This is a genomic window from Bacillus sp. 5B6 (assembly GCF_000259405.1).
Classification (GTDB): domain Bacteria; phylum Bacillota; class Bacilli; order Bacillales; family Bacillaceae; genus Bacillus; species Bacillus velezensis.
The window spans coordinates 981,958-1,008,017 of record NZ_AJST01000001.1; the positions used below are offsets into that span (position 1 = coordinate 981,958).

27 protein-coding genes, 1 tRNA gene and 1 riboswitch are annotated in these 26,060 nt (G+C 44.4%); of the genes, 9 read left to right on the forward strand and 19 right to left on the reverse strand.

What is annotated here, in order from left to right:
• Nucleotides 1-22: 22 nt before the first annotated feature.
• The 6 genes from MY7_RS04880 to MY7_RS04905 all read right to left on the reverse strand — a co-directional run bounded on the left by MY7_RS04880 (nucleotide 23) and on the right by MY7_RS04905 (nucleotide 3,568).
• Entirely contained in the window at nucleotides 23-745 is a 723-nt protein-coding gene (locus MY7_RS04880; RefSeq protein WP_007610687.1) for an ABC transporter permease, read from the reverse strand.
• Nucleotides 738-1,475 carry an ABC transporter ATP-binding protein gene (locus MY7_RS04885; protein ID WP_007610688.1) on the reverse strand — a complete coding sequence of 246 codons (738 nt, stop codon included), beginning with the start codon at nucleotides 1,473-1,475 and terminating at the stop codon, nucleotides 738-740. Before MY7_RS04885 ends, MY7_RS04880 begins: the two co-directional genes overlap by 8 nt.
• Nucleotides 1,476-1,709 carry an AbrB/MazE/SpoVT family DNA-binding domain-containing protein gene (locus MY7_RS04890; RefSeq protein ID WP_007409078.1) on the reverse strand — a complete coding sequence of 78 codons (234 nt, stop codon included), beginning with the start codon at nucleotides 1,707-1,709 and terminating at the stop codon, nucleotides 1,476-1,478.
• A gap of 159 nt (nucleotides 1,710-1,868) precedes the next feature.
• On the reverse strand, nucleotides 1,869-2,300 hold the full coding sequence (locus tag MY7_RS04895; protein WP_007610689.1) for a GNAT family N-acetyltransferase: 432 nt from the start codon (nucleotides 2,298-2,300) through the stop codon (nucleotides 1,869-1,871).
• 4 nt (nucleotides 2,301-2,304) lie between these two features.
• Entirely contained in the window at nucleotides 2,305-2,820 is a 516-nt protein-coding gene (locus tag MY7_RS04900) for a YjcG family protein (protein WP_007610690.1), read from the reverse strand.
• A gap of 25 nt (nucleotides 2,821-2,845) precedes the next feature.
• Nucleotides 2,846-3,568, reverse strand: coding sequence for an esterase family protein (locus MY7_RS04905; protein WP_007610692.1), 723 nt, complete (start codon nucleotides 3,566-3,568; stop codon nucleotides 2,846-2,848).
• Nucleotides 3,569-3,742: 174 nt separating this feature from the next.
• Nucleotides 3,743-3,868, forward strand: a riboswitch (SAM riboswitch).
• 69 nt (nucleotides 3,869-3,937) lie between these two features.
• Here MY7_RS04905 and MY7_RS04910 point away from each other — a divergent pair.
• The 3 genes from MY7_RS04910 to MY7_RS04920 all read left to right on the forward strand — a co-directional run bounded on the left by MY7_RS04910 (nucleotide 3,938) and on the right by MY7_RS04920 (nucleotide 6,438).
• The gene (locus MY7_RS04910) at nucleotides 3,938-5,059 is read left to right on the forward strand and encodes a methionine biosynthesis PLP-dependent protein (protein ID WP_007610693.1); all 1,122 of its coding nucleotides are present in this window, start codon (nucleotides 3,938-3,940) and stop codon (nucleotides 5,057-5,059) included.
• The gene (metC, locus tag MY7_RS04915) at nucleotides 5,052-6,227 is read left to right on the forward strand and encodes a cystathionine beta-lyase (protein WP_007610695.1); all 1,176 of its coding nucleotides are present in this window, start codon (nucleotides 5,052-5,054) and stop codon (nucleotides 6,225-6,227) included. The genes MY7_RS04910 and metC overlap by 8 nt, the downstream gene beginning before the upstream one ends.
• A gap of 138 nt (nucleotides 6,228-6,365) precedes the next feature.
• Nucleotides 6,366-6,438 (forward strand) — tRNA-Val (locus MY7_RS04920).
• Between the two features lie 586 nt (nucleotides 6,439-7,024).
• Here MY7_RS04920 and MY7_RS04925 read toward each other — a convergent pair.
• Nucleotides 7,025-7,360, reverse strand: a complete 336-nt coding sequence (locus MY7_RS04925) for a hypothetical protein (RefSeq protein ID WP_007610697.1) — start codon at nucleotides 7,358-7,360, stop codon at nucleotides 7,025-7,027.
• 21 nt (nucleotides 7,361-7,381) lie between these two features.
• Nucleotides 7,382-9,220, reverse strand: a complete 1,839-nt coding sequence (locus MY7_RS04930) for a T7SS effector LXG polymorphic toxin (RefSeq protein ID WP_007610699.1) — start codon at nucleotides 9,218-9,220, stop codon at nucleotides 7,382-7,384.
• Between the two features lie 523 nt (nucleotides 9,221-9,743).
• Here MY7_RS04930 and MY7_RS04935 point away from each other — a divergent pair.
• The 4 genes from MY7_RS04935 to MY7_RS04950 all read left to right on the forward strand — a co-directional run bounded on the left by MY7_RS04935 (nucleotide 9,744) and on the right by MY7_RS04950 (nucleotide 12,448).
• A complete protein-coding gene (locus MY7_RS04935) occupies nucleotides 9,744-10,106 on the forward strand; it encodes a hypothetical protein (RefSeq protein WP_007610709.1) in 363 nt (120 codons plus the stop codon).
• A 289-nt stretch (nucleotides 10,107-10,395) separates the two neighbouring features.
• The gene (locus MY7_RS04940; RefSeq protein WP_007610710.1) at nucleotides 10,396-10,782 is read left to right on the forward strand and encodes a VOC family protein; all 387 of its coding nucleotides are present in this window, start codon (nucleotides 10,396-10,398) and stop codon (nucleotides 10,780-10,782) included.
• 350 nt (nucleotides 10,783-11,132) lie between these two features.
• Nucleotides 11,133-12,053 (forward strand): class A beta-lactamase, encoded by a 921-nt coding sequence (gene bla, locus MY7_RS04945; RefSeq protein ID WP_139325663.1) that lies wholly within the window; start codon nucleotides 11,133-11,135, stop codon nucleotides 12,051-12,053.
• Nucleotides 12,054-12,127: 74 nt separating this feature from the next.
• Nucleotides 12,128-12,448: a putative quinol monooxygenase gene (locus MY7_RS04950; RefSeq protein WP_007610713.1), complete on the forward strand. Its 321-nt coding sequence runs from the start codon at nucleotides 12,128-12,130 to the stop codon at nucleotides 12,446-12,448.
• Nucleotides 12,449-12,547: 99 nt separating this feature from the next.
• Here the strand turns inward: MY7_RS04950 and MY7_RS04955 are convergent, their stop codons facing one another.
• The 9 genes from MY7_RS04955 to lacG form a co-directional block, all read right to left on the reverse strand.
• On the reverse strand, nucleotides 12,548-13,960 hold the full coding sequence (locus tag MY7_RS04955) for an MDR family MFS transporter (protein ID WP_007610714.1): 1,413 nt from the start codon (nucleotides 13,958-13,960) through the stop codon (nucleotides 12,548-12,550).
• 142 nt (nucleotides 13,961-14,102) lie between these two features.
• On the reverse strand, nucleotides 14,103-14,576 hold the full coding sequence (locus MY7_RS04960; RefSeq protein WP_007610715.1) for a MarR family transcriptional regulator: 474 nt from the start codon (nucleotides 14,574-14,576) through the stop codon (nucleotides 14,103-14,105).
• 285 nt (nucleotides 14,577-14,861) lie between these two features.
• Nucleotides 14,862-15,974: a glycoside hydrolase family 53 protein gene (locus MY7_RS04965; protein WP_007610716.1), complete on the reverse strand. Its 1,113-nt coding sequence runs from the start codon at nucleotides 15,972-15,974 to the stop codon at nucleotides 14,862-14,864.
• Nucleotides 15,975-16,025: 51 nt separating this feature from the next.
• Nucleotides 16,026-17,525, reverse strand: a complete 1,500-nt coding sequence (gene galT, locus MY7_RS04970; protein ID WP_007610717.1) for a UDP-glucose--hexose-1-phosphate uridylyltransferase — start codon at nucleotides 17,523-17,525, stop codon at nucleotides 16,026-16,028.
• Nucleotide 17,526: 1 nt separating this feature from the next.
• Nucleotides 17,527-18,519, reverse strand: a complete 993-nt coding sequence (gene galE / locus MY7_RS04975) for a UDP-glucose 4-epimerase GalE (protein WP_007610718.1) — start codon at nucleotides 18,517-18,519, stop codon at nucleotides 17,527-17,529.
• 3 nt (nucleotides 18,520-18,522) lie between these two features.
• Entirely contained in the window at nucleotides 18,523-19,692 is a 1,170-nt protein-coding gene (locus MY7_RS04980; protein ID WP_007610719.1) for a galactokinase, read from the reverse strand.
• A 15-nt stretch (nucleotides 19,693-19,707) separates the two neighbouring features.
• Complete coding sequence (locus MY7_RS04985; protein ID WP_007610721.1) at nucleotides 19,708-21,405, reverse strand: PTS lactose transporter subunit IIBC; 1,698 nt, start codon at nucleotides 21,403-21,405, stop codon at nucleotides 19,708-19,710.
• Between the two features lie 11 nt (nucleotides 21,406-21,416).
• Nucleotides 21,417-21,731, reverse strand: a complete 315-nt coding sequence (locus tag MY7_RS04990) for a PTS lactose/cellobiose transporter subunit IIA (protein ID WP_007407323.1) — start codon at nucleotides 21,729-21,731, stop codon at nucleotides 21,417-21,419.
• Between the two features lie 62 nt (nucleotides 21,732-21,793).
• Complete coding sequence (lacG, locus tag MY7_RS04995; RefSeq protein WP_007610723.1) at nucleotides 21,794-23,194, reverse strand: 6-phospho-beta-galactosidase; 1,401 nt, start codon at nucleotides 23,192-23,194, stop codon at nucleotides 21,794-21,796.
• Nucleotides 23,195-23,446: 252 nt separating this feature from the next.
• Between lacG and MY7_RS05000 the strand changes: the two genes are divergently transcribed.
• Both MY7_RS05000 and MY7_RS05005 read left to right on the forward strand, forming a co-directional pair.
• Nucleotides 23,447-24,208 (forward strand): DeoR/GlpR family DNA-binding transcription regulator, encoded by a 762-nt coding sequence (locus tag MY7_RS05000; RefSeq protein ID WP_007610724.1) that lies wholly within the window; start codon nucleotides 23,447-23,449, stop codon nucleotides 24,206-24,208.
• 17 nt (nucleotides 24,209-24,225) lie between these two features.
• Nucleotides 24,226-24,909, forward strand: a complete 684-nt coding sequence (locus tag MY7_RS05005) for an HAD family hydrolase (RefSeq protein ID WP_007610725.1) — start codon at nucleotides 24,226-24,228, stop codon at nucleotides 24,907-24,909.
• A gap of 191 nt (nucleotides 24,910-25,100) precedes the next feature.
• On the opposite strand, the gene MY7_RS05010 is transcribed toward MY7_RS05005, so the two are convergent.
• Together MY7_RS05010 and MY7_RS05015 are read right to left on the reverse strand one after the other, a co-directional pair.
• Nucleotides 25,101-25,448: a DUF3147 family protein gene (locus MY7_RS05010; protein WP_007610726.1), complete on the reverse strand. Its 348-nt coding sequence runs from the start codon at nucleotides 25,446-25,448 to the stop codon at nucleotides 25,101-25,103.
• Nucleotides 25,432-25,857: a MarR family winged helix-turn-helix transcriptional regulator gene (locus MY7_RS05015; protein ID WP_015239656.1), complete on the reverse strand. Its 426-nt coding sequence runs from the start codon at nucleotides 25,855-25,857 to the stop codon at nucleotides 25,432-25,434. Before MY7_RS05015 ends, MY7_RS05010 begins: the two co-directional genes overlap by 17 nt.
• Between the last annotated feature and the right edge of the window lie 203 nt (nucleotides 25,858-26,060).

The following is a 26,060-nucleotide window of genomic DNA, read 5'->3' on the forward strand; positions in this document are numbered from 1 at the left end:
CATTACGGAGTGCCGGCTTTTTTTATCTCTTCCTGATTTTCATAACACTGAGGAAAGCAAGTGCAAGCGCCAAAACGGTATATCCCGCTATCGGCCAAATATGCTGATGAAAGGAAGAATAATCTCCGGATATGACTTCCTGGGCCAGCTCGATCGAGTGAATAAACGGTAAGGCATAAGCGATATGTTTGAATGTGTCACCGAGCAGGCTCACCTCCATCCAAGCCCCGCCCAGAAATTGCACGAGTGTAATATAAATCGTTCCGATACCTGAAATTTGTTTGTCCGTAAACACAGCCCCTAAACATAAACCGAAGAAAACGGACATCATCGCAATCGGCAGCAAGACAGCGATACCTGCGAGAAGATTCATCCACTCGGCGGATAAACCGGCAGCCGCTGCTGCGATAAAACAAATGACGATCTGTAAAATGGCTAACGGCAGCATCGGCAGTGCATAACCGATGACATAATCGGCTGTTTTTAAAGGGGAAGCAAACAAACGGGTCAAAAGGGCGGTCTGTTTGTCTTTTGCGATCAGCAATGCAGAGAACATCGTAAGAAAAGCGAAACCGAAAACAATAAGTCCGGGTGCTAAGTGCTGAATTTTAAAGGTATCAAGCGGCGCATTTTTTTCAATCGCCGTAAACAGAAACAATAGAATAACAGGCAGTGCGATTCCAAGGATAATAGACAGGGGGTCACGAAAAATTTCTTTGCGGTTGCGAATGGCGAAATCAAGCATAAAGACCCGCCTCCCCGTCACAAATCGCTAAAAAGGCATCTTCAAATGTGGCTGAATGAGTTTGCTTTTTCAGGGCCTCCGCCGTGCCCAGTGCTTTTAAAGTCCCATTTTCTAAAATGCAAATACGATCTGCCAGGGCTTCAGCCTCTTCTAAATAGTGTGTCGTTAAAATAACCGTCATGTCACCCTTTAATGCCTCAAGATTTTTCCACAACTCGCGGCGTGAACGGACGTCCAGCCCTAATGTCGGCTCATCTAAGAAATAAATATCCGGTTTTGTAATCATTCCCATTGCGATGCTGAGGCGGCGCTGCATTCCTCCTGATAATGTTTTTGTTTTTGCTCTTTCTTTCTCTTTTAATTGAAACAATTCGAGCATCTCATCTGTTCTTTTTTTTGCTTCTTTTTTCGGAATTCCGTAGACTCCGGCTATAAATTCTAAGTTTTCCCGTACGGTTAGATGAGGCGCGATAGCTGTTTCCTGCGGGGACATATTCAATTTCGGTTTTATTTTATCCAAATCAGTCAAAATACTGTGTCCAAGCACTGATGCATCACCGTCATCCGGAGAAAGGAGTCCGCAAAGCATACTGATTAATGTCGTTTTTCCGGCTCCGTTCTCACCGAGTAAAGCGAAAAATTCCCCTTTCTCAACTGAGAACTCAAGACGGTCAACGGCGGCGGTTTCTTTATAATGTTTCGTTAATTGCTTCAGCTCAATCGCGTGCATTTACTCATCCTCGCTATCTTCATCGATTTGCTTAGCGTTTAAAATATCTTTTGCAAATTCGAAAAAGAGTTCTTGTTTAACAAGTGCGATACCTTGCTGGTCATCCCCAAGCATAAGCAGTGAATCCCCCGGATTTATATCGAAAACATCTCTTGCTTCTTTAGGAATGACAATCTGTCCTTTTGTACCCACTTTAACAGTCCCGAATATGTGTTTTCCTTTTGGTGCCGTCATGTTTATCCCTCCGAAATATGAAATGTATTTTTTGTATGAATTGTAATACTTCGTATACTAAACATACATTAGCCTTCCATAAAATGCAATAAAAATTCATGAAATAGTATTATTTTCATAAAAAAAGCACTCCTGCTATAAACAGGAGTGCTTTTGATTTTATCGTTTGTGTTTCTTTATCATTTCCAGATGGGGGATGCCCGCATCGAGAAATTCTTCGCCGGATGTGACGCGGTATCCTTGTTTTTCGTAAAACGGAACCGCCTGCGTCTGCGCATGTAAGATAAAGCTGTCGGCACCCTTGGCTGCCGCCGCTTTTTCAAGCGCCTGCATAATGATGGCTCCGACGCCTGAAGAACGATGGCTTTTCATCACGCAGATGCGCTCTAATTTTCCATGCCCGTCTTTCATGCGCCATCTGCCGGCTCCGACCGGCTGGCCGCCGTCATATATGACTATATGCTCTGACGTGTCCTCGAATTGATCAATCTCTTCTTCTTCCGGAACGTGCTGTTCTTTAACGAAGACCTCTTTTCTGACGAAAAAAGCGTCGTTCAGCTGTTTTTCAGTTTTTGCGATGATGGATTCCAAACAGTTATTCTCCTCCGCCTAATAAAAATGTTTCGTACACAGTCCATGAGCCGTTATCCAGCTGATAGAGCAAGTGAAAACGGTCGATGACTTCTTCGTGGGAAATGTCCTGCATTTTCAGCTGTCCGAGTACGTCGGAATGTTCATCTGACGATAGCTTCTGGCCGACCGTGACATGCGGAACGAAGCTGTATTCCGGCTCGCCGGATAATGCTCCTGAGTAGCATTTCTCACTCAGAGATTTTAATTCCTCCGTCGGCTCCGCTTTCATATATATCACATTATTCACAGGAGAAAACGAGCTGTATTTTGTGATTTTCAGAACGAGCGGATGCGACTCTTTCGCCGTCTGTCTCAGCTGTGACACGACCTGCTCGATTTCCTGTTCTGTCGCTTCAAACGGATCTCTTAGCGTCAGGTGCGGCGGAATGAGCGCGTAGCTCGGGTCGTAGCGTTTCCGGTACGAATTTGCGAGATCCTGTAATTTTTTTGATGGAAATAAAACAATACCGTATTTCATGAAAGTTCCCTCCTTAAATGAATGGTTACAGCATTTTTTTCAGCGCCGGCGTGATGAGCGGCTGCCAGTAGGTCCATTTATGATCCCCGTCGAAGGTTTCATACGTGTATTCGGACTGTTTGCTTTCCAGCAGCTGTTTGAGCTCTTCGTTCGGCGCGGTGAAATCAAGAACCTGGCCGTCCGTCGTGTGAACGCCGGTTTCTTTTTCTCCGATTTGATGATAAACGGAAATCTGTTTGAGATCCTCCGACTGCCGGACGGCATCCAGCACGTGCCCGTCAACATACGGAGACTGCATGATGACGTTTCCAAACATGTTCGGATAGTCAATCGCCGTCATGAGCGAAACGGTTCCGCCGAGGGAATCCCCGATCATGGTGCGGCCGTATCCGACTTGATAAGTCGGGTATTCTTTGTCGATAAAAGGAACGAGCTCATTTGCGATAAACCGCTTATATGAGGCGAATTTAGAGCCTTCTGGATGGTATGTGTTTCTTCGCTCCTGCACATTTTTATAAGGGACGCCGATAATGATGCAGCGGTCAATTTCCCCTTTTGACATAAGCTCTTCCGCCTGCCGCCCGATTCTCCCTAATCTGAAATAATCATGGCCGTCCTGAGCGATGACCGTATGATATTTATAAAGGGGGGAGAAGGTGGCGGGCAGGTAGACCAAAACGGTCATTTCCTCTTCAAGCTCATGGGAGAAAAGTTTTTTCTCATGAATGATTCCGTTTTTTGATGCCACATCGCATTCCTCCAGGCCGCTTCTTGTCTTGATGGTTTTTTCCTATTGTACCATGAATTATTAGAAATTTCTTTCTTCAGATGCACTTCTTGCGAGAGTTCAGATAAATAAAAAGTTATTGAAATTCATTTTATAGTGCGTTAATATAGAACAATCAGAAAATACAAAACAATATTCTTATCACGAGAGGTGGAGGGACTGGCCCTTTGAAACCTCAGCAACCGGTTTGCTTTGCCGCGGGAAGGCAAAGTGCCAAGGTGCTAAATCCAGCAAGCGATTCACATGCTTGGAAGATAAGAGGAAGAGAAAAGCTCCTTCTTCTTATGAAGAGGGGGCTTTTTTATTTTTGAAAAAGGATGGTGCTTACTGATGACGCAGCATGTTGATACAAAATTAGCCCAAATCGGAAATAGAAGCGAAGAAGCAACGGGAACGGTCAGTCCGCCGATTTATCTGTCCACCGCTTACCGCCATAGAGGAATAGGAGAATCTACAGGTTTTGATTACGTGCGCACGAAAAACCCGACACGCCAGCTCGTCGAAGACGCCATCGCCGTGTTGGAAAACGGTGCGAGAGGATTTGCTTTCAGCTCGGGAATGGCAGCCATTCAAACCATTATGGCTTTATTTAAAAGCGGGGATGAATTGATTGTATCCTCCGATTTATACGGAGGCACGTACCGTTTGTTTGAAAACGAATGGAGAAAATACGGCTTAAGCTTTATTTACGATGATTTCAGCGATGAAGACTGTTTACGCTCCAAAATAACGGAAAATACGAAAGCGGTATTTGTTGAAACACCGACAAACCCGTTAATGCAGGAGGCGGACATTGAAAAAATCGCCCGGATTACGAAAGAAGCCGGCCTGCTTTTAATTGTGGATAATACGTTTTATACCCCGGTGCTCCAGCGCCCGCTTGAACTGGGAGCGGACATCGTCATTCACAGCGCCACAAAATATTTAGCGGGGCACAATGATCTCCTTGCCGGTCTGGCTGTCGTTAAGGATGAAGAGCTCGGCGAGATCATGTTTAATCACCAAAATGCGATCGGCGCGGTTCTCCCGCCGTTTGATTCGTGGCTTTTAATGAGAGGGATGAAAACACTCGGACTCAGAATGCGCCGTCATGAAGAAAACGCCCGTGAACTTGCAGAATTTTTAGAACAGGAAGAAGAAATCGCCGACGTGTTATATCCCGGAAAAGGCGGGATGCTGTCTTTCCGGCTGCAAAAAGAGGAATGGGTCAATCCGTTTTTAAAGGCGCTGAAAACGATCTGTTTCGCAGAAAGTCTCGGCGGGGTGGAAAGCTTTATTACATACCCCGCGACACAGACGCACATGGACATTCCGGAAGACATCCGTATCGCAAACGGTGTCTGCAACCGTCTGCTGAGATTTTCAGTGGGCATTGAACATGCAGAAGATTTGAAGCGGGATGTAAAGCAGGCATTACAGCAAGTAAAAGAGGGGGCCGTGTCATATGAGTAATCACAATTGGACGCTGGAAACCCAGCTCGTGCACAATCCATTTAAAACAGACGGAGCCACCGGAGCCGTCAGCGTCCCGATCCAGCATGCTTCCACATTCCATCAGTCTTCATTTGAAGAATTCGGGACATATGACTACAGCCGCTCAGGCACACCGACAAGAACAGCGCTTGAAGAAACGATCGCAGGTCTTGAAGGCGGAACGAGAGGTTTTGCTTTCAGCTCCGGTATGGCGGCGATTTCGACGGCATTTCTGCTCTTATCCCAAGGCGACCATGTCCTCGTTACGGAGGACGTGTACGGCGGAACATTCCGCATGGTGACTGAGGTTCTGTCCCGTTTCGGGATCGAACATACCTTTGTCGATATGACGGACACAGAAGCTGTCGCCCGCGCCATCCGGCCGAACACGAAAGCCATTTATATGGAAACACCGTCAAACCCGACGCTCGGCATCACGGATATTAAGGGCCTCGTCAAATTGGCAAAGGATCACGGCTGTCTGACATACCTTGACAATACATTCATGACGCCTGCACTGCAACGGCCGCTTGATCTCGGCGTAGATATCGTGCTTCACAGCGCGACGAAATTTTTAAGCGGCCACAGTGACGTACTGTCAGGCCTTGCCGCCGTAAAGGATGAAGAGCTCGGCAATCAGTTGTATAAGCTGCAAAATTCATTTGGAGCGGTGCTCGGCGTTCAGGACTGCTGGCTCGTATTGAGAGGCTTAAAAACATTGCAGGTCAGACTGGAAAAAGCGAGCCGGACGGCTGAGCGGCTGGCTGCCTATTTTAACGGGCATCCTGCCATCAAAAACGTTTACTATCCCGGCCTTGCCGGACACCCGGGAGCTGATACCCATAAACGTCAAGCGAGCGGAGCGGGCGCCGTCCTGTCTTTTGAATTGGAAAGCAAAGAAGCCGTCAAAAAGCTGGTCGAAAACGTATCGCTTCCGGTATTTGCCGTCAGCCTCGGCGCCGTCGAATCCATTCTCTCATACCCTGCAGCCATGTCGCATGCCGCCATGCCGAAAGCAGAGAGGGAGAAACGCGGCATCACAGACGGCCTTCTGCGCCTGAGCGTCGGAGTCGAAAACGCCGAAGATTTAGAACGGGACTTCGAACAGGCATTGAAAAAAATAACCCCCGCCCAAGTGAGATCATAAACGAAAAGGGCGCCGTCAATTTTGTGACGCGCCCTTTTTTTATTTTAGATAAAAAAAGTGTTGACGAATGAGAAATCAGGATATATAATTATAAATGTCAGAGAGACAGCAACATACCCAGCAACACATACATATCATGATTCCGTAGCTCAGCTGGGAGAGCGCTACCTTGACAGGGTAGAGGTCGCTGGTTCGAGCCCAGTCGGAATCATCCACGGCGGTTAGAGGCGTTATATCAACGTTTCTAGCCGTTTTTTATTGCGTTGACTTAGTCGATGACTTAGGCGTATTAAGGCGCAGGGTAGCGGTCCTACCAACGACAAGGTAGCGGTTTTATTTCGGTGACTTAACCGAACGGAGGCGGTAATATGTCCGCAAATAGAACAGGAAAACTCGTCAAAAAGGAACGTACTTTACGGAATACTACGAGCAATCTCGATGTGCTTTTCTACGGACTGAAGACAGTCTATCCTATTGAAAACATAGATAAAGTCCTTCTCATAAGAGAAGGGCTTTCTTTTATCTTGAGGCATTCAATGTGTTGTTTTATTTGTTCTGTAACTTGTTTAAAGCATTAGGAGGTCTACTATCAGGATTGGAGAGCCTTTTTTTATTTTACTAATGTTTTTTGGATCACTCAGAACAGAACTATACTTTCCAGACCTTTTCGGCAAGTGGTGTCTGACATGTTAATCAAATTTCACGCACTATAGAAAGCCCCCTCTCTTATGAGAAAGGCTTTAATATTTTGGTTCTCTGGGAAATTTGAATACCGGCTCGTAGAATAATGAATGTACTTAATCTTTAAATATCTCAGGAATTTTATTTCTCCATATTAATAACAACTCTTTAAATTGGTCTGTTTCTATTGAGTTTTTATAAGGGTCATCGATTAAAAAAGGGTTTTCAACATCGGTAACATCTTTTTTTATCAATACACTTATCCCATTTAAATCAATTTCAAAATCCTCATGTATCCCATTTAAAACATTCTGAATGTATTCTATATACTCATCAGTTTGTTCTATTGTTGTAATATTTTCAATGAAGTCAGAGAAAATGCTGATTTCTTCTGGTAGAACTATTTTTATATCACCAAATGGATCTTTATCAAACCTGTATGAATATTTCATGTGTCACGGTCACCTTTAAGATTATTTTTTATATAACGGATATGCTGTTGCTATTGTTCCGTCACTATTTAAATACATTTCAATTTTAATTCCTGTTGAAGTGATTCCCCTATACTTATTTGAACGTACTTGTTTTCTAGTATGATAAGCTTCGTCAATTGCTTTTAATACATCAGCGCGGTTCCATTCTCTTGGAAAGAAACTTGAATCCGCTATCTTTTTTACAGACCCGACTTCAACTTTCGCCATATACACTCCATTTTTGTCAGGTTTCTTTTCTGTACCTGGTATAATCTTCCCGCCCATCATGCTTTCATGGTGGTAGCCAACTGCTTTACCGCGTTTATTAACTTCTCCATGATAAATATGTTTCATTGTACCGGCGGTATACTTACTTTTTCCTGTACTAAAATTTGAAGTCACAGATTTACTGAGAACACTCTCTTTCTGATCTTCAATAATACTTTTCAACAAAGGCGTATTTTTCACATTGTGAGTATTTTCAATATCCTGTGCTATTCCGGCAAGTACGGGTTGGTACTTATTTTTCGAAACGGAATTGATATAGTCTTTTCCTTTTTTAATCCCGGTTTTTACATGTTTTGCAGCCGCTTTTTCACCGGCTTCCAAGACGTTATCCACTTTGGCGGCACCTGTTTTCGCGAGCTTGCTTGATACTTTTACAGCTGAGCCGGAACCTTTGAGTCCGACAATGCTCCCGATGGCGTAGGTGATGTAATGTGATCTTGAATACGCATCCCCGTTAACCATTTTATCATTCCATGAATCGGCTAGGTTTGTCCATATGATTTTTGCGTAGGAAGGCGTGTTCAGCACAGCCGATATGGTTTTAGCGACTTTTTGTTCATCCGAGAGATGGTAAAAATCCCATGCGCCGACAGCCAGATCTTTGACGCCGGTTATGGTGTCTTTTCCCACATCATAAAGGCCGACGCCTATTCCTTTGACGATATCCCAAGCTGTTTCTCCGACTTCTTCGAGCTGCTTTGCTTGTTCAAGCTGCATTACATATTGTACCTGGGCGGGTTCAAGGTTTTCATAGCCGATTTTCTTCGCGATTTCCAAATACTCATCCGGATCGGTGACACCATCGGCCAGCTTTTTCTTCAGATCCTTGATTTCCCGCTCTTTCGCTTCTTCCTTTTTAATCGTCAAATAAGCATCCGAATGTCTTGCGATATCGCCTTTTTTCTTATGAATATCACTTTCACGGTACGCTTTGGCGTTGTAGTGAAGCGGCGTGGCGTTTTTTCCTTTACCTGTGGCGTTTTGGAGCTGTTGGAAGTCAGCTTGAATGAACTGTTCGTTCGCTTCGGTTTCTGTGTATTCCTTCGTTAGATCGTGATCAAGCTTCCCGAGCTTATGTATCGTTTCGCTTCTTTTTTTGTCAGCTGAAGAAAGCTTCTGATCTGTGCTTTCGGTTGAAAACAATTCGAGCGAGATGATGTCTTCGATCTCACCGAGGATGGAGCGCATGTCCTTTTTTTGCCCTTCCATAATTGCCTTTGATTTACTGAGGGCGTGGGTGAGCTCATGCTCCAGAAATGATTCCTCCACATGCGAATTGGAAAGTCCGGCGTCTTCGACCTTGCCGGGAAGGCTTGTGAGAAATGCGATTTTCATGTCGATCAGATCAAGCCAGCTGTCTGTGACGCCGGCGTGGTCCTTGAAAAAAGCTTTGATGTTGTCAGCGCCCCGGCCTGAGAAGTCGCTGTCACCGAGATCAGCCATGCCTTGAAACGCTTTTTTCAGGTTGACCATCTGGCCGCGGAGTTCTTTGTATTCGTTTGCGCGTTGTTTGGCGGCGGCGAGGAGGGTGGTTGCTTCGAAAACTTTCATGACCATAATCCTTTCATTCGAAATACTTCAACAAGATATTACCATGGAAGAATGAAGGAAAAGACAAATAAGTATTTTGAAAGTGCAAAATGATTAATTTGTTCTGGGTAAATTTACTTATTTTATGATCGGAAATTGGGGAAGAGTTAGCTTCAGGTTGAATCGGTTATTAGAACATCATGTGATGCATCTCCTTTAAAAAACATACACACATATTAGAGGGCTGAAATTTACCTATATGAATTGGGATACGGCGGTCCACATGGCTTTTCGCATGGCACCAACATGCGGCAACTGGCCAACAGCCTTAGAAACTTCATCCTAACAGGGAAGTCCGGCGAGCATTGGGAATATAAAGAAATATAGGCTTACAGCTATGCAGGATGTATGAATATCCGTCAGACGGCGAAGGAAAGGCAAATCTCCATGTATTGTGACGGTTATAATGCGGGTGCATGGAACTTCCCGTTCATCCGGAGTTATGTGAGAGGGACGAAAAGACTTTTTTTGAGGAGGAAGCGGAATGATTGAATTTACACGGCCATCGCCTATGAAGAAAACATGCACGATGCACCCGGAAAAGGAATCTGTCAGATCGGTTTCGTTTACTGATTTTAACGGCAATTCTGTAACAGTAACCCTTTGTCAAATGTGTCTGGCTGAATTAAAAATGAAAGCCGCGACTGAATACAGGAGCATGACCGAGGAGCGGGCCAAACTGAATCGTTTCAAGATTGGTGATCATGTGTATTTAGAGCATTTGGGAGTCGTCAGCGAGATAAAAAACATGGAAGGCGTTCAAGTGGCAAACAGGACAGACACAGACGGAGTCCGAAAGGCTACCCCTAAGGAAATCGCAGAATATAAAAAGCAGGGGAAGCAATGACGATGAAAAACTATTCAGTCAATCATTCTATCAGCTGTATTACTTATAGGAGCGGCGGCTGGATGTTTACGGATGCGCGACTTACATGGCCGGAGCCTCTACGGTGGAGAGGAGGAGAATTCAAACTAAGAATGTGAATTGATCAAACGCAGTTTCATGAATCTCCGAAGGCTTTCATCAGAAATTTTGGTGCAGTATGGAAAAATTTTATGGAAACTTGACATAATGCTGTCAGGTCCCTATTGTATGATTAAATGAATGGCCAGTAAAATGATAGGAGGCGTTCAATATGAAGTTGCTGCAAATTAGACTATTGGTTAATGATTTTAAGAAAAGCGTCGAGTTTTACAAAGATTCATTAGGACTTCCAATAAGTTGGTTAGAGAAGGAAATGGAATATGCACTTTTCGATAATGGAGAAACGAAAATAGAGCTTTTATCTCGAGAAACTATGGCTGAAATAGTTGGAGAAGAAAGAAAATCTTTAGACGGAGATGTGCAATCGAGATTTTTGCTTCAATTTAAGGTAGAAGATGTTGATAAAACGTATGACTATCTGCACAAGCAAGGGATTAAATGCGTCAATGAACCACATGATCGTCAGGAATGGCGTGCACGAGTTGCTCATTTCAGAGATCCAGATAATAATCTTATTGAAATATATAAAATGATATAATTTTTTGATTGGCGAGATTAAGGTAATGCGTTTGTTAACTTACTTATGATTTTTATAGTCTGCAAGAGAAACATATATAGGTCCAAGACGGAAAGCCTGCGGACACTGATCATTGCACAGCATCACTGTGCTCTGACTGTTGTCCGTTTTTATTTGCACGGAGGGATAACAAATAGATGATGAACACGAAACATGCAAACATTCAGACGCGGCAAGGGCGGCGCATTTAAGCGCAAATAAGGGGAGGGATCAGAATACAAGATTTAATCATTCAAAGGAAATATATTGACTTTCATCCTGTTTGTAATGTTAATTAGAAGATGTATACAAAATCATTATAATGAGGAGGCCTGGATGTGAAAAATAAAGCGGGAATACAAGTTGGACTATGCATTGGACTTTTATGTTTAAGCTTTACCGGTTTCAATCCTTTATTCGGCTCAGCGCATGCTGAAGCGAAGTCTATAGAAAACACAAAAATGACAAGCTGTATAACGAATCAGAAATTTGTTCAGCTTGAGAAAAAATTTGATGCCAGGCTTGGGGTTTATGCGATTGATACAGGTTCAAACAAGACAATCGCCTATCGGCCGAATGAACGGTTTGCTTACGCATCAACCTATAAAGTTCTGGCCGCAGCTGCTGTTCTGAAGAAAAGCTCAAATGAAAAACTTAATGCCATCATCCGCTACAGCAAAGACGATTTAGTTACATATTCTCCAATCACAGAAAAACACCTGGATACAGGTATGAGTCTGAAAGAAATCTCAGAAGCCGCTGTCCGTTACAGCGATAATACCGCCGGGAACCTATTGCTGCAGCAGCTTGGCGGCCCTAAAGGTTTCGAAAAATCACTGAAACAGATCGGGGATCATGTAACAAAAGCTGATCGATTCGAGACGGATCTAAACTCGGCGATTCCCGGGGATCGGCGTGACACAAGCACCGCAAAAGCACTGGCAACTGACCTTAAGACTTTCGCTTTGGGTAACACTCTCACGACTGACAAGCGCACGATCTTAACGGATTGGATGCGGGGCAACGCTACCGGCGATGAAATGATTCGTGCAGGCGCTCCTGCAGGATGGGAAGTCGGCGATAAATCCGGAGCCGGAAGTTACGGGACGCGAAACGACATTGCGATCGTTTGGCCGCCTGACAGAGCCCCAATTGTTTTGGCAATCCTGTCAAACCGGTTTACGGAAGATGCCAGTTATAATAATGCTCTTATCGCTGAGACTGCAAAAGTCGCTCTTAATGCTCTTAAATAAACATTGCCGTTCATTTTTTATGGACGGTTTTTTATATGTTGAGAACATCGGTATTTTTTTCGATAAATGTGGTAATGAAGAGCCGTAAAATGATGGGAAGAGGGGGAATTTCGATGCATTACATAACGGCATGCTTAAAAATCATCAGTGATAAAGACCTTAATGAAATAATGAAGGAATTCAAAAAACTTGAGGAAGAAACGAACAAAGAAGAAGGCTGTATTCAGTTCCATGCTTATCCGCTCGAACCATCAGAACGCAAAATCATGCTTTGGGAGATTTGGGAAAACGAAGAAGCTGTTAAAGTCCATTTTACGAAAAAACATACAAAAGACGTTCAAAAACAAGAATTAACGGAAGTAGAATGGTTAATGAAAAGCAATGTGAATGAGTAAAAGGCTTTGTCTATTGTTGGCCGACTCTGCCGGCAACAATCATCAGTTTCATTCACTAAAACCCTTGCTGTGCAAGTGTTTTTTACTTTAAAAAGTTCTTTATATCGCAGTCTTTTTATGGGTAAGGAACAGACTTGGAATGAAGATGGCCGCAAGGATGATGACGGATACTAAGAATCCGGCATGGTAGCCTTTTAAGCTGTTCGGAATCGTTGGCTGCAATCCTTGTATGACAGTTGCGGTAACGGTTGCGATCACAGCTGACCCAAAGCTGGAACCGAGGTTTTCAATCATATGAATACCGACACCTGCTTCCGGAAGCTGTTTGCTGTCAAGACCTGTATAAGCGTCACTCATTAATGGGAGCATAATTCCTCCAAAACTGGTGCCGCGGATAAATAATACGACGGAAATCCAAATCATACTTGTGTTATCGGTGATAAAAATAAGCGGGATAGATCCGATCAGCGAAAGAACAAGACTGACCGTAACCACGTATTTCGCACCGATCTTATCAATCATTTTTCCGATCAGCGGACGAGTCACGAGCATTCCGATTCCTTGAGGGATTAAAGCGAGTGCTGCTCCGACTGCCGTGAAATGACGAATGTTTTGAAAAAACAGCGGAAGTATTAACATCGGCCCCATGATGGCAACATTCGCTAAGAACAACCCGATCGAAGATGATAAGAAGCTCTTGTTTGCAAACAAATTCATAGGCAGCACGGTTTGGTTTTTCTTGATCAGATTATATACAAGATAAATGGCTGCTGAAACAAGACCGATGCCCGTCCATAAAATGGTGTCGCTATTGTTAAATGATGCATGATCCGCCGCTTTTGTAATAGCGTAAATCAATGCCGCGCTCATTAATGACAAATTGATAATCCCGAAAATATCGAGTTTACGATCTTTGTTGAATGGTTCAAAGTCTGGAATGGTTTTCATCATAAGCGGTGCAGCAATCAAAACGATGAACACGTTGATGTAAAAAATCCAATGCCATGAAGCGCCTTGGACGATGAAGCCTCCGATGACAGGTCCTAAGATCGGGCCGAAGATCATAGGGGTGCTGACGATTGCCATCACTTTTCCCAGGTTTTCCGGACCTGCCGTTTTAACCAAGAGTGTTGACATAAGCGGAGTCATAATGCCGGCGCTGAATCCTTGAAGCAAACGGAAGAAGATGAAGTTGGAAACGTCACGGCTCATTCCCGCAAAAACAGAAATGACACCAAAGGCGATAACTGAGCCGATGAAGATTTTCTTACCGTTATATTTATTCATAAGCCAGCCGGATACGGGTACTGCAATCGCAAGTGCTAAGACATAGCCTGTAACGGACCACTGAATGGTATCCAATGTCGTGTTGAAATCTTTGGTCAGTTTGTCGATGGCGATGTTTACCATCGTAGAGTCAAGCATTGGAGCGATTGCTCCCAGTGCAATTGCCCAGGCGGCTGTGAGAACTTCTTTTGGCACCCGAAGTTCCTTTCTTTTATGTGTTGACATAGTATTCTCCTCTCAAAATTGCTGTCTTTGTTTCCTTGTCGACAAAATAATAGAGTGATTTTGTTTCTTTGTCAACAATAAGAGGGATATAAAAAGGCAGCCCGTTTTCATGGAGAAGGGCTGCCTATGGTTTTATTCATATTTATTCCGATTTCATGTCTGCACCAAGTTTCTTTATTTCTGAATCCAAATGCCTGCTGTATGTTTCCACGAAGTTCAGCATCGTGTCAAATTGTTCATCGGTTACTTGTTCAAACACGATTTTGTCCCGTTCTTGAAACTCTTTGTGCAATTCCTCGTGAATTTTATAAATGACTTTTCCTTGCTCAGTAAGCCTGAAATAGATTTCTTTCTTGTTAAGCGGCTTCTGATAGCTTTCGATAAGGCCTTTATTGATAAGCTTCTTCGTTAATTTACTTATGGCGCCTCTTGTCATATAAAGGGACTCCGCAAGTTTAGTCACATTGGCGTCTTCAATTTTTTCGATGAATTCGATGCAATGCACTTCAGAAGGTTTATGCCCCTTAAGGCTTTCTTCCATCTTCATCCTATTCAGCCACACCATCTTGTTAAAAAAGTCCCTGAAATCCGTGAGGAGCTGTTCTTTTTTGTTCATGTCCCGTCCTCCTGCTCGGTGGTGCTTACACAATATTATAAAATTTTTGTTTCTTTTTCAACAATCGTAAAGTTATGATTTAGGAACTGAGAGATAGTGCGCAGAAATTAAGAAGGAGGGGGATAGAAGAAGTATTCTATTTAAAAAGCGGCTTTTTAACCGAAACGTGGGTTTTCGAGTATTTTTCTTTCCGTATTCGTTACTTGCTCTGTTTCATAACAGGCCAACACTACAGCCTTATAAAAAAGCAGGCTGCGCAATGAGCCTGCTTGAGATTCGCATCAATCATTTTCCTGTTGCGGCGTCATGAAAAGCGTCAATTGCGGTTGTGTATTTCAAGACGTTTTTAGACACTTTGGCGGTTGCGCCTAATGGATACGCGTCTGACAGAACGCTGGAGTGAGCTTCGGGTTCCCAGTAAAATACGCCGATTCCTTTGCCGTTCGGAACGGCTTTCACCAGTTTTATGGTGTCTTTTATGGTCCAGTAGGAATCTTTCGGATTATTTTCATCTCCGCCCAGTTCAACCACCATGACTTCCCTGTTGTAGCGTGAGGCGATGTCATTCAAATTAGATGATAAATGGCTGGTGAGCTCCCAGTACGGCTTACCTTCCCAATAGGGATAGAACGAAACGCCGATGATGTCGGTTTTTCCTCCGTTTTTAAAGAATTGATCAAACCACCATCTGAATAGGCTGTTGTCCGTGCCGTGTGCCAAATGGCTGATGACCTTGGTGGCCGGGCTGACGGATTTCACGGCGTCATAGCCTTTGTTCAGTAAGGCGGTCAATTTGCTGAAATCGTTCGTGCTGCCGTCGGGCAGTAAAATTCCTGAATTCATTTCATTCCCTACTTGCACCCAATCAGGGGAGATGCCGTGATTTTTAAGTTCTTTCATGACATCGTACGTATGGTTATACACGGCTGCCTGCAGCTGGCTGCTTGAATAGCCGGTCCATTTGTTCGGCTTGATCTGGTGGCCGGGATCAGCGAACACATCACTGTAATGGAAGTCAACCATTACCTTCATTCCTAACGCTTTTGCCCTTTTGGCCGCCGCAAGTACGCCCGCTTTGTCACTATAGCCGAGCATGGTCCATGTTGTGCCGTCTTTCAGCCAATAATAGCTGCTTGGCGGATTCACAAACACTCTCAGTCTCACGGCATTTATTCCGTGATCTTTAAGAATCTGCAAGGCATCTTTCTGTTTTCCGCCGTCATCCAGCCAGCGCACACCTTCGTCTTCCATTTGTTTCAGCCATCCTATATCAGCGCCATAGGCAAACGGGGCATCCGCTTTTGCTTTAGGAGACTTCTCAAAGAATGTAAAAACAGTGAAAATGAGAGAAAGACAGATTGCGTTTACAAATACACGTTTCAATCGGTTTTTGAACATCACAATACCTCCTGATAAAAAAGATTGTTGATTGATTTCACTCTGAATGTTTCAGCTGCCATTCTCCAATAACGTCGTGAAACGCTGAAACGCCTGAATTCCTTCGGGTGTCATTTTAAAAACGCCTGCATCGGTCAGCGCGCGTAAAAATACATTCGCGGTTTCTTTTTGTATAACAGCGGCTGCATTTTCCGGTGTCACGTCTTCATCCGCTTTGATGTTTTCAGCCCACGGAAGATGAATGTCTTTGATGTCATGAGGTTTATTCAGTAAATACTTTTTCACTTCTGCCAGCTCATCTTTCAGGCGGGGAGGTAAAACGGCGAGTCCCATCACTTCAATCAGACCGATATTTTCTTTTTTGATGTGATGGACATCTTGATGCGGGTGAAAAATGCCATCCGGATAATCTTCGGAGGTGCGGTTGTTTCTGAGAGCGAGATCCATTTCGAAATTCGTTCCCCTGCGTCTGGCAATTGGAGTGACAGTATTATGGGGTTCATTTGTCTTTGCGATGATGCTGACGGTTTCGTCTGAATATTCCCGCCACTTTTCAAAAACATACGCAGCGGCATCTGTCAGCAAATCCGGATCTTTTGCGCGAAGGCGGATCACTGATACCGGCCACTTCACGGCTTCGGCCTGAACGTCTGGAAAATGACGCATATGAAAAGGGTAGAGGGAACCCGCTTTTGCCATTGGAAACTCATGGGCGCCGCCTTGATAATGATCGTGTGAAAGAATGGAACCTCCTACGATCGGCAAGTCTGCGTTTGATCCCGCAAAATAATGCGGGAAGATTTCCGTTATGGCCAGAAGCCTTCTGAAGCTGTCGCGGCTGATGTTCATCGGCTTGTGCACGCTTGAAAGAAAGATGGCATGCTCGCTGTAATACGCATAAGGAGAGTATTGAAAACCCCACTGTTCTCCCGCTAAGTCAAGTCTGATGATGCGGTGGTTTGAACGGGCAGGGTGATGCGGTGTTCCGGCATACCCCTCGTTTTCCATACAGAGCAGGCATGTTGGATACCGGTTTTCCGGACTGTTTTTTACCGCGGCGATGTCTTTAGGATCTTTTTCGGGCTTTGATAAATTAATGGTGATGTCCAATTCTCCAAAAGGTGTTGGTGAGCGGTACACGATATTTTTTCGAATGGCCCGCGTCTTAATATAGTCGTTGTTTTGACTCAATCTATAAAAATAATCTGTTGCTTTTTTCGGGCAATCTGATAACAATTTGCTGAATGCGGCATTGATCAGAGAAGGGGCCGGTGTGATTACATCCATGATCCTGCTTCCCAGCATGTCTCTTTCAGCCGGCGTATCGTTAATGATTGACCGTTTTACCGCGTCTTTCACCATTTCGTCCAAATAGTGAAGCCTGTTTTGTTTCTTGATATGCTTCGGTTCTGCATAATCCGTCAGTCCGAGCAGATCGAGAAGTCTGTTTCTTGTGTAAATCACATCTGTTTCATTTATGTCGCCTAAGACAGTGCTTTCTTTCAGAAACCCTGCCACTGATTCAAAAACTTCAATGACCGCCGCCTCCATTTCATTTGTCCTTGTATCCGTTTGGATGTTGCCGATGCCAATTCCATGCTGACGCAATGATTTCCGATATGTCCGTTTGTTTCGGATTCCAGCCCAGAATGTTCCGCGCTTTATCGCTGGAAGCGATGAGGATGCTTGGATCACCGGGTCTTCTTGCGGCCGCTCTTACTTTTATGTCTCTTTCGGTCACTTGCCGGGCTGCTTCCGCCATTTCTGATACGGAAAACCCGCTGCTTGATCCTAAATTGAAAATGCCGCTGTCTCCGCCGTTTTGCAAATATTCCAGAGCGAGAATATGGGCATCGATTAAATCGGAAACATGAACATAATCGCGGATGCACGTGCCGTCTTTTGTATCATAGTCAGTGCCGAATATCAAAACCTCCTCGCGCTGACCGAGCGCGGTTTGTAAAAGGATAGGGATAAGGTGGGTTTCCGGATGATGATCTTCTCCGATGGAACCGTCCGTTTTCGCGCCGGCAACGTTAAAATACCGAAGCGAGACATATTTTATGCCGCAGGCGGTTTCGCACCACTTCAGCATTTTTTCTGCCATGAGTTTTGATTCGCCGTATGCGCTTTCCGGCTTTTCCGGCATGTCTTCTGTGATGGGCACTTTTTCAGGTTCGCCGTATACAGCGGCGGATGAAGAAAACACAATGTGTTTCACTCCGAATTCCTGCATGACCTCCAGCGTAATTTGCGTACCGTACACATTATTATTGAAATATGAAAGAGGGTCTTTCATTGATTCGCCGACAAGGGATTGAGCGGCAAAATGGAGAACGCCTGTTACGTTCTCCTTCGCAAACACAGAGCGAAGAAACGGTTTGTCACGGATATCTCCATGGTAAAAAACTGCTTTTTCATGAACGGCTTTCCGGTGGCCTGTCTGCAGATGATCCACAGCTATCGTTTCAAATCCTTTGTTTAATAATTGATCAACCGCATGAGAACCGATATAGCCGGCTCCGCCGAGAACGAGAATCGCCATGATTTATTTTTCCCTCCATTCAGCCGCGCCATCGCTTATATCCGCGATGTAGAAAGATGCTTCAAGACCTGTCCTGCTGCGGTAGTGAGATGAAACGGCCCGGATAAAGCCGGCGGTTTCTTCACTTTCCACAATGGCTATGGCGCAGCCGCCGAACCCCGCGCCCGTCATCCGCGCTCCGAGCGCTCCTTCTTTCCAGGCTGCTTCAGCGAGCGCGTCTAATTCGTCACCGGTCACTTCATAATCATCGCGTAACGAACGGTGGGACGCATTCATCAGCTCCCCGAACGTTTTCAAATCATTCGATTTGAGAGCTTCCGCGGCTGAGAGGGTCCGCTCGTTTTCGTTGACCGCGTGCCGGGCTCTTTTACGCAAAGTTTCACAGGAGAGAAGGGATTCGAGTTCGTTGAATTCTTCTGCCGTCAATTCCGCAAGTGATGCGATATTCCGATATTGCCGCAGTTCTGAAAGAGCTGCGTCGCATTCGCTGCGGCGTTCATTATATTTTGAAGCCGCCAGCTCCCGGCGCTTGTTCGTATTCATAATGACGATTTTATATCCGTTAAAAGCAGCCGGAATCATTTCGTGCTCAAGCTTATCGCAGTTTAACAGAATGGCCATGTTCTTTTTGCCTTTTTGCACTGCGAATTGATCCATAATGCCTGAATTCACGCCGATAAATTCATTTTCGACTCTTTTTCCGATAAGCGCCAGTTCAGTATCGGAAACATCCAGGCTGAATAACTTTCTTAAAATGGAACCGGTTAACATTTCAATAGAAGCGGAGGAGCTTAAACCGGCTCCGTTTGGAATCGTACCGTGAAAAAGAATATCCATTCCGCTGTCTATTTGGCCGCCGGCTTTAAGAAGGTAATGGATCATCCCCTTCGGATAATTGGCCCAGCCGTCTTCTTTTTTGTATGCTGTGGCGGAAAGATCAAGACAGACAATGCCGCTGTCAGGAAAGTTTTCTGAGTATAACCGGATTTGATGATCTTCGCGTTTTGCGCATACGGCATATGTTCCGATCGTGATCGCGCATGGAAGAACGTGACCGCCTATATAATCCGTATGTTCCCCGATCAGGTTGATCCGGCCGGGTGCGAAAAACAGTTCTCCGTTACTTCTCTTGAAAATGTCTTCGAATCTTGATTTCAAAAGTTTGGCATCCATGATAAACCTCCGATTCTATTTTGAGGTATGCTCCAGTATGAACTGAATGGCTTTTTGTGAATTTCTGGTGAGACTGATATATTCCGCTCCTTTCGTTGCGATGAGTTTCACATGCAGGCGGTCCGCATCTTCTTTAATGTCATCATAATAAGAGCCGACCTGCGGAGCCAAAATGATCATATCGAAATCTTTCATGATGTCGTAATGGGAACCGTAGGCGCCTGCTGAGGCGGTAATCGGCACGTTGTATTCTTCGGCTCCTTCTGTCAGTGCGTTCGCAAGCATGGCGCTCGTTCCCGCTCCGGCGCACAGCACTAACACATTGGTGCCGTGTTCCAAGGCGGATGAGGATTCCTGAAGATTTGTGCTGATGACGGGGGCCGCGTCTTCTGAGGCGCCGGCCATGGCGGGCTGTAATGTTTGCGGCGCGGTTTCAGGCTCGGTGTGTTGGGCTTCTTTCGCCGCTAATACTTTGTCATAAGCTTTACAGAATGGCAGGTATATCAGGAAATCGACAATGATTAATACAGCCGTCAGCACAAAAGCCGAGAGCCCCATGCCGGTTCCGAGAATCAAGCCGGCGGGCGCCGGGGTGGCCCACGGAAGAACATACATAAAACTGTTCATTCCGATGACATCCACGAAAAATTTAAACAGACAGACATTCACCATCGGCGTTACAACAAACGGAATGAAAAAATAAGGATTTAAAATGATCGGCGCAGCAAAGAGAAGAGGTTCGTTTACTGCGAAAGACACCGGAACCGCGGATGCTTTTCCGACTGCTTTCAATTGCTTGGATTTCGCGAAAAGAAGAAAGATAAACGGAACAACAAGGGTTGCGCCGGTCCCTCCCATTGTGCCGACGAAGTTCCCGAGTCCGACGGTCAGCACGTTGGACGCCTGCTCACCGGCATTATGAAGCTGAAGGTTCGCCTCCACATTTGCGTAAATAATAGCCGCGATGGCCGGCTCCACAATAGAAGGCCCGTGAACGCCGACAAACCAGAACAGCGCCATCATTCCCCAAATGACACAAATCCCAAGATAACCGTCTGCGGCGGTAAAAAACGGCGATAAGAGAGAGGAGAGAGCCTCTGCAAAAGATACGTTCAGCGTATTCCTGATCAATAAATCAATGATTACCATGGCCAGCACGGAAAAAGCGAACGGAAAAACATCTTTAAATGTTTGTGAAATGGTACCCGGTACTTCTTTAGGCATTTTAATCGTAATATTTTTCAGCACGCAGAATCTGTAAACGTTCACTGTTATGAAAGCGGATACAAAAGCGGCTAAAAGACCTTTTGTGCCGAGGTATTCCGTGGAGAATCCGCCGTCGATTTGAGTGACGCTTAAAATGAGAAACCCGACGATTGAAGCAAGCATCGCTGAAACGGGGTTGATCCCTTTGTTTTTCGGCATTTTTCGGTTCATTGATTCACTCAGGCATTTCGCACTTGTTGCCGCAACGATCAGACCGAGGGCGCCCATTGAATAGTTATAAACTTTCCAAAGCCATTCAGAAACACTTTTAGGCCAAGTGAAACCCAACACTTCCGGCACAGCGGCGGTGAGGATAAAAATGCTGGCGAATAAAATAACAGGCATGGCCGTTAAGAAGCCGTCGCGGATCGCGCCTAAATAAATGTTCCTTGAGATTTTTTCAAAAAACGGTTTTCCCTTTTCGATTTGCTTGATGATACCGTTCATTTTTCCACTCCTTATCGGCGGCTTCGGTAGAGTTCTATAAAATCCTGAATAAGATCACGGAGCAAAAGGGTTGTCATCAAGTGGTCCTGGCCGTGAACGAAAATAAATCCTAATTCCATGTCCTTGCCGTCAGCTTCTTCAGCTAACATTTTCGTTTGCGCATTGTGGGCGAGGGTTAAATTTTCATCGGCGCTTTTCAATGCTGCTTCCGTGTTTTCGAAGTTTCCGGCACGGACTTCTTTCAGGACTTTCAATAAAGTGCTTCTGGCGTCGCCGGCATAGGCGACAATTTCAAAACCGAGCATCTGCAATTCTTCCTTTGTCATGAAAAAACCTCCTAAAGACGGCACACATGATGAAAAGAGACTCTTTTCACCATGTATGATCGTTAAATGATTGTTTTTGTTTCACTTACAAGTTTGTACCAGTAGGCCGATTCTTTCGGATACCGTTTTTGGGTGTCGAAGTCGACGTAAAAAAGACCGTAACGTTTGTTGTAGCCGTTGGTCCATGAAAATAAATCCATTAAGGACCATAAGAAATACCCCTTTACATTGACTCCGTCGGTAATCGCTTTACTGACGGCTTCTAAATAGACTTTTAAATAGTCGATTCTTGCCTTATCCATAATGATGCCGTCTTCAAACTCATCTTTATAGCCCATGCCGTTTTCGGTAATGTAAATTTTGTTATATTGCGGATAGTCCCGTTTGATGCGCATCAGCATGTCATACATGCCTTCAGGATAAATGAGCCAGTCCCAATCGGTCCGCTTCAGGCCTTCTTTGTAAATTCTTTCGCCGATTCCTTTTACTTTATAGACCGAAGTGCCCTTATCGCCCGTTCCGTTATGGTGAATAACGGTTTCTCCGTCGTACGCTTTGACGAAATGGCATTGATAATGATTGATGCCGAGATAATCATTGCGCGTTGAAGCTTTTTTCATCACGTCAAAGTCACTGTCTGAAAACTCGTATGAAGCGCCGTTTGCCTCACAGATTTCATCCAGAGCCCGCATGGTTTCCTCAGAATAATAGCCGAGGTAGGTGGCGTCGAGGAGGAATCTCACTGATAACGCGTCATCCAGAAAACAGGCGTGGCGGTCTTCTTCTGAGTCACTGGCGGGATATTTTGTTTCCAATGAGTGGACGACACCGATTTCTCCCGGATAACCGCCGTCTTTAAAAAGATTGACGGTCATCGCATGCGCTACCATCATGTGATGGAGGCATTGAATGACTTTTGTGATATCACTTTTAACAGATGGCGGAAAAACCCCGAGTAAATACTGGTTGGTGGCTGTGGGATAAATTTCGTTAAACGTGCTCCAATATCTGATTTCGCTGAATTCTTTAAAGCAAAACTCCGCATAGCTGACAAACGCTTCTATCGCAGCGCGGTTGAGAAAATCTCCCTGATCAAATAATCCTTTCGGTGTATCGAAATGATGCAGCGTGACAAAAGGGGTGACGTTGCGTTTATGGCACTCTGAGAAAATACGATGATAGTAATCAACACCTTCCTGATTGATTTTGCCCGTGCCGTCAGGGAAAATTCTCGTCCAGGCTATAGAAAGGCGGATGCCGTTTATTCCGAATTTTTCACATAGTTTAATATCTTCCGGAAACTGGCGGTAAAAATCACTTGCCGGATCAGGGCTGAATCTTCCCTGTTTTTCAAGAAATTCATCCCAGGCCACAGGCCCTTTGCCGCCTTCTTTTGTGGCGCCTTCCGCTTGATATGCCGCAGTCGCCCCGCCGAAAATAAAGTCATGAGGTAATTTGAGCATTGCTGAATCCTCCTTCGCCAATGTGTGAATTGGAGTTTGTTAATGTTCGTAATTGTTATCTTTTGTTTAATAGTAAACGCATACATTTTTGTTGTCAATAGCTTCATAAAGAAATAACATCTGTTTTCATAGGGGTTATATAAGTTTTTCATTGTTTTATATGTTGATTATGTTGTTTGTTAGTGTTTGTTTTTGTTGACCGGATTGCCGCGGTGTGTTAGATTGTGTGTAAAGTTGAGGGGATGATTGAACATGTTAAAAAAAGAACGTCTTTTAAAAATCATCGATATCGTAAACTCGCGGGGGTTTATTACGGTGAGTGATATTATCGATGAACTGGATGTTTCTGATATGACAGTGAGAAGAGATCTGGACGAGCTGGATAAGGCCGGAAAAATCGTACGTATTCACGGAGGCGCACAGAGCATTTCTTATTCCATTGATCACGAATTATCGCATAATGAAAAACTGGGTGTTCAAATGGAGGAGAAGGAGAAGATCGCGGAACTCGCAGCTTCCTATGTAAATGACGGCGATACCGTTTTTTTAGGGCCCGGCACGACGATTGAACTTTTAGCCAAACACCTGCTGCATAAGCGAATCAGGATTATCACAAACAACTATCCCGTATTTGATATTTTAAAACATGGTGACACTGCGGATACCATCCTGATTGGCGGCGATTTCCGAAAAAATACCGGTGCCTTCGTCGGGCCCATCGTGAACGGCAATCTGCAGAAATTCAATTTTACGAAAGCCTTCATCAGCGCCAACGGCATACATAATGATGAGATTTCTTCTTACAGCATTGAAGAAGGGGAGGCTCATCAAATCGCGCTGAATAATTCGCGGACGAAATTTTTGCTGGCGGATAATAAAAAATTCAACCGGGAAGATTTTTACGTGTTCTATAACTTGCACGATATGGACTATCTGATTACGGATGATAAAGTGATGAAAGATGTTCAAATTCATTACGAGCAATATGTAGATGTCAAAATCGCAAAAAAATAAAAAAGGCGGGCGGTTCGATGAAAGGGGTTATTTTTGATTTCAACGGCACGATGTTTCAAGATTCGCATCTGCACGAAAAAGCATGGTTTTTCATGGTGAAAAAATACGCGCCGAAAACCATTTCTGATGAAGACATTTTCGTGAACATTCACGGGAGAACAAACAGTGAAATCCTGACGTATTTTATTTCCGGCGATTTAACAAATGAAGAAATCGAGAAGCTGTCTTTTGAAAAAGAAGCCTACTACAGAGAATTATGCCTTGAAAACAAAGATGAGTTAAAGCTGACGAAAGGACTGACCGGTGTATTGAACCATCTGAAAAAATCAGAAACGCCGATGACCATTGCCACGGCTACGGTAAAGGAAAATGTCGAGTTTTACTTTGACGTCTTTCAGTTGGATCGGTGGTTTGATTTTGACAAAGTCACGTTTGATGACGGGAGCTTCCCCGGAAAACCGGCGCCGGATATTTTTCTCATCGCATCGGAAAAGTTAGGCCTCAGACCTGAAGATTGCTTAGTCATTGAAGATGCCTTTTCGGGGCTCACAGCGGCGAAAAAAGCAGGTGCAGGCAAGATTATAGCCATTGACCCGCTCGGAAAAAACCGCGCGCTATTTGAAGAAAAACAGCTGGCGGCTGACGGGATACTGACAGATTTCACCTCGTTTTTTGAGGTGATTGCCGGACATTCTGTTTGAGAGATCAGCCGGTTTTCACACGGGTATGGCTGTACAGGCTGCGGACTCCGTTCGCAACTCGGGATGATTTTGTGTTCGGCGGTGTCTGCTTCGTGAAGAAAGGGGTTTCGCTTTTTAATCGGAGTCACTTTTAAGACAGGGGTATCCCTGTTTTTTTAATTCCTCGTATTTACAAACAAGCGCTAAGGTGCTTATTGCTGACTGTTTATATGTTTTACGATAAAATCCTGAGCATACAAGAAAACCAGCCATCCTGTAAGTCCAAGCCCTGATGTGGCAATAAAAGACAGTGAATGGCGAAGGGCGATGCCGATAATGACCAGCATAATGACTGTGGAGGGGATGCCGGAAGCCACGCTGAATGCAAAATGACTTAATGTCTCCTTCGTTTCGCCTTGGATGTACAGCCAAACCATGCTCAGCATACTGACAATTGGTAAAGCCGCTATAATACCTCCATAACTCGGGCTTCTTCTTGATATTTCAGTGATAATCCCAATAATAGCAGCGGAGACAATGATTTTAACGATCATAAACATCTTCAGCACGCTCCTTCATCAAACTGAATGCTTTTAAGACAAGTGTTCTTTCTTCATTATTCATGCTGTCAAAAAGAAGCTGTTTAAGCTTTTCTTCATCAAGACCGGAATGCCGGTAAAGGACATCAGCTCCCAAACTGGTAAGTTTTAAAATGACTTTCCGCTCATCCTCAACGCTTCTGGTTTTATAAACGTACTTTTTCTGCAGTAACCGCTTTATATGTTCCGAAGCGGTATTATGTGATACTTGAATCGCTTCGGCAATGTCTTTTATTCCGACTGCCTTCTCTTTTTGAATGACTTGCAGAATCCGTACACCTTGGTGAGTAATTTTTTCATGGTGCTGATAACGGAGCCGGTAGTAAATATCTGTCCAGAGGTCATTTAATCGCATGATTTCGTTTGACATCATCATCCACCTTCTATCGTTTATTAAGATTATATCTTATATTACGATATATTTTTGCGGATTGAAAGCAATTTTTGAGCATGAGGGAGCGGCATTCGTTCTGTTTTTAGAAGATTGGAAGAGACAAGCGGCCGCAGCTTCAACGAATAAACTTGTTTAATATACTCTCAATAAGTTATCTCCTTTATTTTGGAAAAATCAGC

Bases quoted from the DNA above. Each gene is read 5' to 3' on its own strand.
- MY7_RS04880 (WP_007610687.1), bottom strand. From the start codon at position 745: ATGCTTGATTTCGCCATTCGCAACCGCAAAGAAATTTTTCGTGACCCC.
- MY7_RS04885 (WP_007610688.1), bottom strand. From the start codon at position 1,475: ATGCACGCGATTGAGCTGAAGCAATTAACGAAACATTATAAAGAAACC.
- MY7_RS04890 (WP_007409078.1), bottom strand. From the start codon at position 1,709: ATGACGGCACCAAAAGGAAAACACATATTCGGGACTGTTAAAGTGGGT.
- MY7_RS04900 (WP_007610690.1), bottom strand. From the start codon at position 2,820: ATGAAATACGGTATTGTTTTATTTCCATCAAAAAAATTACAGGATCTC.
- MY7_RS04910 (WP_007610693.1), top strand. From the start codon at position 3,938: ATGACGCAGCATGTTGATACAAAATTAGCCCAAATCGGAAATAGAAGC.
- metC (WP_007610695.1), top strand. From the start codon at position 5,052: ATGAGTAATCACAATTGGACGCTGGAAACCCAGCTCGTGCACAATCCA.
- MY7_RS04925 (WP_007610697.1), bottom strand. From the start codon at position 7,360: ATGAAATATTCATACAGGTTTGATAAAGATCCATTTGGTGATATAAAA.
- MY7_RS04930 (WP_007610699.1), bottom strand. From the start codon at position 9,220: ATGAAAGTTTTCGAAGCAACCACCCTCCTCGCCGCCGCCAAACAACGC.
- MY7_RS04935 (WP_007610709.1), top strand. From the start codon at position 9,744: ATGATTGAATTTACACGGCCATCGCCTATGAAGAAAACATGCACGATG.
- MY7_RS04940 (WP_007610710.1), top strand. From the start codon at position 10,396: ATGAAGTTGCTGCAAATTAGACTATTGGTTAATGATTTTAAGAAAAGC.
- MY7_RS04950 (WP_007610713.1), top strand. From the start codon at position 12,128: ATGAAGAGCCGTAAAATGATGGGAAGAGGGGGAATTTCGATGCATTAC.
- MY7_RS04955 (WP_007610714.1), bottom strand. From the start codon at position 13,960: ATGTCAACACATAAAAGAAAGGAACTTCGGGTGCCAAAAGAAGTTCTC.
- MY7_RS04960 (WP_007610715.1), bottom strand. From the start codon at position 14,576: ATGAACAAAAAAGAACAGCTCCTCACGGATTTCAGGGACTTTTTTAAC.
- MY7_RS04965 (WP_007610716.1), bottom strand. From the start codon at position 15,974: ATGTTCAAAAACCGATTGAAACGTGTATTTGTAAACGCAATCTGTCTT.
- galT (WP_007610717.1), bottom strand. From the start codon at position 17,525: ATGGAGGCGGCGGTCATTGAAGTTTTTGAATCAGTGGCAGGGTTTCTG.
- galE (WP_007610718.1), bottom strand. From the start codon at position 18,519: ATGGCGATTCTCGTTCTCGGCGGAGCCGGCTATATCGGTTCTCATGCG.
- MY7_RS04980 (WP_007610719.1), bottom strand. From the start codon at position 19,692: ATGGATGCCAAACTTTTGAAATCAAGATTCGAAGACATTTTCAAGAGA.
- MY7_RS04985 (WP_007610721.1), bottom strand. From the start codon at position 21,405: ATGAACGGTATCATCAAGCAAATCGAAAAGGGAAAACCGTTTTTTGAA.
- MY7_RS04990 (WP_007407323.1), bottom strand. From the start codon at position 21,731: ATGACAAAGGAAGAATTGCAGATGCTCGGTTTTGAAATTGTCGCCTAT.
- lacG (WP_007610723.1), bottom strand. From the start codon at position 23,194: ATGCTCAAATTACCTCATGACTTTATTTTCGGCGGGGCGACTGCGGCA.
- MY7_RS05000 (WP_007610724.1), top strand. From the start codon at position 23,447: ATGTTAAAAAAAGAACGTCTTTTAAAAATCATCGATATCGTAAACTCG.
- MY7_RS05005 (WP_007610725.1), top strand. From the start codon at position 24,226: ATGAAAGGGGTTATTTTTGATTTCAACGGCACGATGTTTCAAGATTCG.
- MY7_RS05010 (WP_007610726.1), bottom strand. From the start codon at position 25,448: ATGTTTATGATCGTTAAAATCATTGTCTCCGCTGCTATTATTGGGATT.
- MY7_RS05015 (WP_015239656.1), bottom strand. From the start codon at position 25,857: ATGTCAAACGAAATCATGCGATTAAATGACCTCTGGACAGATATTTAC.